Origin of the sequence: Kitasatospora sp. NPDC059803, assembly GCF_042732255.1 — a bacterium.
In the GTDB taxonomy this organism is placed as follows: Bacteria; Actinomycetota; Actinomycetes; order Streptomycetales; family Streptomycetaceae; genus Kitasatospora.
The window spans coordinates 1-5,125 of the sequence record NZ_JBHWIJ010000438.1 but is presented as its reverse complement, the minus strand read 5'-3'; the positions used below and the strand labels follow the sequence as shown (position 1 = coordinate 5,125).

General features: G+C 72.4%; 4 protein-coding genes and 1 rRNA gene. All 5 read right to left on the bottom strand.

Annotated features, from left to right (window positions below; translation table 11 throughout):
* Positions 1-58: 58 nt before the first annotated feature.
* Positions 59-874, bottom strand: coding sequence for a DUF3159 domain-containing protein (locus tag ACFV6I_RS37540; RefSeq protein WP_244293354.1), 816 nt, complete (start codon positions 872-874; stop codon positions 59-61).
* Positions 875-876: 2 nt separating this feature from the next.
* A complete protein-coding gene (locus tag ACFV6I_RS37535) occupies positions 877-1,284 on the bottom strand; it encodes an OB-fold nucleic acid binding domain-containing protein (protein ID WP_063347599.1) in 408 nt (135 codons plus the stop codon).
* 66 nt (positions 1,285-1,350) lie between these two features.
* The gene (locus tag ACFV6I_RS37530) at positions 1,351-2,031 is read right to left on the bottom strand and encodes a response regulator (RefSeq protein ID WP_063347600.1); all 681 of its coding nucleotides are present in this window, start codon (positions 2,029-2,031) and stop codon (positions 1,351-1,353) included.
* A 109-nt stretch (positions 2,032-2,140) separates the two neighbouring features.
* Positions 2,141-4,729 (bottom strand): ATP-binding protein, encoded by a 2,589-nt coding sequence (locus ACFV6I_RS37525; RefSeq protein ID WP_380371189.1) that lies wholly within the window; start codon positions 4,727-4,729, stop codon positions 2,141-2,143.
* Positions 4,730-4,969: 240 nt separating this feature from the next.
* Positions 4,970-5,086, bottom strand: a 5S ribosomal RNA gene (gene rrf, locus ACFV6I_RS37520).
* Positions 5,087-5,125 lie beyond the last annotated feature (39 nt).

Here is a 5,125-nt window from a genome sequence, read left to right as displayed (position 1 = left end):
CCCACCAGGGGTGCGGGCCCTCGCCCGTCGCGTGCGGGCCGGCGGGCCGGGGCTCCGGCTAGCGGGCCGGCTCCTCGTCGTCGTCGAACTGCGCCTTGATCGGCGGCGGCGCCTTGAGCAGGATCTGCCAGGTGACGTACATCGCCAGCAGCATCGGCGGGATGCCGAGGGCGACCTTGAGCCAGCCGAGCAGGTTGACGTTGTGGGTGAAGTACAGCGGGAAGAGGATCACCGGCTTGAGGCCCATGATCACCACCCAGGCCCAGGTCGCCTTGGTGTAGGCGGCGAACCGGCCCGGGTTCTCCTTGCGCCAGGTGAACATCTCGCCGGTGACCGGGCCGAGCATCACGCCGATCATCGGCCAGCGCACCAGGGCGGAGACCGCCAGGGCGATGCTGTAGCCGACGTTCCACAGCAGGCCGGGCAGGTAGAAGTCCTCGGCGCGGCCGCTCTTCATCGAGATCCAGGCGCCGAGGGCGACGCCGAACACCCCGCTGAAGGCGTGCTGGACGGTCTCCCGCCGGGCCAGCCTGGTCACCACGAACACCGCGCACAGGCCCAGCGCGGCCCAGGCAGCGGAGCTGACCTGGTGGGTGATGTTGAAGGTGACGATGAAGACCAGGCCGGGCAGCGTCATGTCGATCATGCCGCGCACGCCGCCGAAGGCCTGCAGGATGGTGTCGGCCGCTTCCTTGGAGGCGGCGGCCTTGCGGGCGGCCTCCTCGGCCGCGCTGTCAGCGGCCTCCTTGGCGACGACGGCCTCGCGGACGGCCGCGTCGGCCGCGGCCCCGGGTCCGTGCGGGCCGGGCGGCGCGTGGTGGTTCGCGGCCAGGTCAAGCTGGGCGGCGGACTCGCCGCCGGGCTGGTTGCTCACGCTCATTCGCTCCCGTGTCCGACCGGACGCAGCTCATAGCGGGGGTTGAACAGCACGCGGCGCCCGCGTGCGTGGCTGATCCGGCCGCTGGCGACGAGCCGGCGGCCCGGCTCTATGCCCGCGATCGAGCGGCGGCCGAGCCAGACCACGTCCAGCGCCTCGGTGCCGTCGAAGAGTTCGGCCTCCAGGGCCGGCACCCCGGCCCGCGGGCGGAGCGTCACCGTGCGCAGCGTGCCCGCCACGGTGACCAGCTCGCGGTCCGCGCAGCCGGCGATCGGCGTGCAGCCCGACTCCGCCGCGCTCTCCTGGCGCAGCTCCTCGGCCTGCAGCTCCTCGGCCGAGGAGGTCAGCCGGCTGAGCATGCGGCGGAAGCGCCCCTGCGGCTGGTCGCTGCTGTTGTCACCACTCATGTCGGAAGGGTACCGGTTTCCGCGCCCCCGGCGGCAGGCCGTACGGCCACCGGGGGCGCCCCGGGGTCAGCTCTCGAAGCGGTAGCCCATGCCCGGTTCGGTGATGAAGTGGCGCGGGTGCGAGGGGTCGCGCTCCAGCTTGCGGCGCAGTTGGGCGAGGTAGACCCGCAGGTAGTTGGTCTCGGTGCGGTAGGCGGGGCCCCACACCTCCTGGAGCAGCTGGGTCTGGCTGACCAGCCGGCCGGCGTTGCGGACCAGCACCTCCAGCAGGTGCCACTCGGTCGGGGTGAGGCGGACGTCGGCGCCGTCCCGGTTGACCTTCTTGGCGGCGAGGTCGACGGTGAAGCTCTCGGTGACGACCAGCGAGTCGTCCTCGCCCGCGACCGGCTCGGCGCGGCGCACGGCGGCGCGCATCCGGGCGAGCAGCTCGTCCATGCCGAACGGCTTGGTGACGTAGTCGTCGGCGCCGGCGTCCAGGGCCTCGACCTTCTCGTCGGAGGCGTGCCGGGCCGACAGCACGATGATCGGCACCCGGGTCCAGCCGCGCAGGCCGCGGATCACCTCGACGCCGTCCATGTCGGGCAGGCCCAGGTCGAGGACGACGACGTCGGGATGGCGGGCGGCGGCCAGTTCCAGGGCGCTCGCGCCGTCATGGGCCGCGTCGACCTCGTACTTGCGGGCCTTGAGGTTGATCACCAGCGCGCGGACGATCTGCGGTTCGTCGTCCACGACGAGGACCCGGGTCATTTACGGGCTCCGCCTTTCAGGGCTGTCGGACTTACGGACTGTGGGACTTGCTGAACATACGGATTGCGGAAGCGAGGAACGACAGGCCGGAGCGGCAGGCCACCGGCTGTCACGTGATCAGCCGCGACAGCGGATCGTGCCCGTCACCGGCCGCCTCCCCCGGTTCCGGCGGCCGCTCGGCCGCGGGCAGGCTGACGACCATGGTGAGGCCGCCACCAGGGGTGTCCTCGGCGGTGACGGTACCGTCCATCGCCTCGACGAAGCCGCGCGCCACCGCGAGCCCGAGCCCCACCCCGGCGCCGCGCGGCGCGTCCCCGTAGCGCTGGAACGGCGCGAAGATCCGTTCCTTGGCGTCCTCGGGCACACCCGGGCCGCGGTCCACGATCCGCAGCTCGACCCGCGCGGAACCGCCCGGCTGACGCAGCGCGTCGGCCTTGACCAGCACCTTGACGCCGTCCGGGCTGTACTTGACGGCGTTCTCGACCAGGTTGGCCAGCGAACGCTCCAGCAGGCCGCCGTCGGCCCGGATCATCGGCAGCGTCTCCGGGACGTCGAGGCGCACCGACTCGGGCGGCACCCCGCCGAGGGCGAACGGCACCACCTCGTCCAGGTCGGTCTCCTGGATCAGCGGGGTGACGGTGCCGGTCTGCAACCGGCTCATGTCCAGCAGGTTGTTGATCAGGTGGTCGAGCCGGTCGGCCCCGGCCTCGATGCCGGCCAGCAGCTCCGCCTCGTCCTCCGGCGCCCACTCGACGTCGGCCGCCCGCAACGAGGTGACGGACGCCTTGATCCCCGCCAGCGGGGTGCGCAGGTCGTGCGAGACGGCCGCCAGCAGGGCGGTGCGGATCCGGTTGCCCTCCGCCTCCCGGCGCGCCGCCGCGGCCTCCCGGGCCAGCCGGCGGCGCTCCAGCACCACGGCCGCCTGCGCGGCGAACGCCCCGAGCAGGCGCCGGTCCGCCCCCGGCAGCACCCGGCCGCGCAGCACCAGCGCCAGGCTGTCGCCGACCGGCACGTCCACGTCGGCCTCCTCCGGCCGCTCCGGCGGGCGCGGCCCGGCGGTGGCGACCGGCACCCAGGCGCCGAGCGGCTCCGGACGCTCCAGCAGCGCGGCGCTCTCCTGCCCGAAGGTCTCCCGGACCTGCTCCATCAGCGCGGTCAGCACCCCGTCCCCGTTCGGCGCGCCGCGCAGCACGGTACCGGCCAGCGCGCTGAGCGTCTGCGCCTCCGTCTGGCTGCGGGCCGCCTGGTGGGTGCGCCGGGCCGCCAGGTCGACCACGGAGGCGACCGAGATGCCGACCACGGTGAATATCGCCACCGCCATGATGTTCTGCGGCTCGTTGATCGTGAAGGTGTGGATCGGCGGCGTGAAGTAGTAGTTCAGCACCGACGAGGCGACCAGCGCCGACCCGATCGCCGGCAGCAGCCCGCCGACCAGCGCCGCGCACACCGTCAGCGACAGGAACAGCAGCATGTCGGTCGACAGGCCCAGCCCGCCGATCGCGGTCAGCACCAGCGCCAGCACCGGCGGACCCGCCAGCCCGATCAGCCAGCCCGCGATGGTGCGGGAGCGGCCCAGGTCGGTGATCCGGCGCACCGGCACCCGCCCGCGTCCGTGCCCGGCGTGCTCGTGGGTGACCATGTGGATGTCGATGTCGCCGGCCTCCCGGGTCACCGTGGTGCCGACGCCAGGCCCGTAGAGGTACTGCCAGGCCGGCCGGCGGCTGGTGCCCAGCACGATCTGGGTCGCGTTCACGCCCCGGGCGAAGTCCAGCAGCCCGGCGGCCGGGTCGTCGCCGAGGACGGCGTGGAAGGAACCGCCGAGGCTCTCCACCAGGGCCCGCTGCTCGATCAGCGTCTGCGGGGAGCCGGTGCCCGAGAGCCCGTCCGAGCGGGAGATGTGGACGGCGAGGAGTTCACCGCCGGAGACACGGGCCGCGATCCGGGCCGCCCGCCGGATCAGCGTCGCCCCCTCGGGGCCGCCGGTCAGGCCCACCACGATCCGCTCCCGGGCCTGCCAGGTGCCCTCGATGCCCTGCTCGGCCCGGTACTTCTGCAGGTACTCGTCGACCCGGTCGGCGGTCCACAACAGCGCCAGCTCGCGCAGCGCGGTCAGGTTGCCCGGACGGAAGTAGTTGGCCAGGGCCGCGTCTATCTTCTCCGGCGCGTACACGTTGCCGTGCGCCAGCCGCCGCCGCAGCGCCTGCGGCGACATGTCGACCAGCTCGATCTGGTCGGCCCGGCGCACCACCGCATCCGGCACGGTCTCGCGCTGGCGCACCCCCGTGATGCCCTCGACGGCGTCGCCGAGCGACTCCAGGTGCTGGATGTTGACGGTGGAGATCACGTCGATCCCGGCTGCCAGCAGCTCCTCGACGTCCTGCCAGCGCTTGGCGTTGCGGCAGCCGGGGATGTTGGTGTGCGGCAGCTCGTCCACCAGCGCCACCTGCGGGCGGCGGGCGAGGACGGCGTCCACGTCCATCTCGGTGAACGCGGCCTCCCGGTGCACCAGCTGCCGGCGCGGCACGACCTCCAGCCCGTCGACGAGCTCCGCGGTGAGCCGCCGGCCGTGATCCTCCACGAACGCCACCACGACGTCCGTGCCACGCTGCTGTCGCCGGTGCGCCTCGGCGAGCATGGCGTACGTCTTGCCGACCCCGGGGGCCGCCCCAAGGTAGATGCGCAGCCTGCCTCGTCCCATGAGCACCATTCTTGATCCGGCTCTGCCCCGGGGCCACCCCCGGACACCTGTTCCCCTTCCCTTCGAGACTACGGCGTGAGCGGCGATTTTCCGCTGATCAGTGGACTGATCATGCGGTTTTAGCGACATATTGACGGCGCCCGCCCCCTCGGCCGGGCCGGCTTGAAAGCCTTCTGCCCTGTCTCCGGGAAATGCAAAAAGACCCCCTCCCGAAAGGGAGGGGGTCTTTTTGGAATAATTGTTCGGCGGCGTCCTACTCTCCCACAGGGTCCCCCCTGCAGTACCATCGGCGCTGTAAGGCTTAGCTTCCGGGTTCGGAATGTAACCGGGCGTTTCCCTCACGCTATGACCACCGAAACACTATGAAACTGTCAACCGCACCAACCCCGTAGCCAA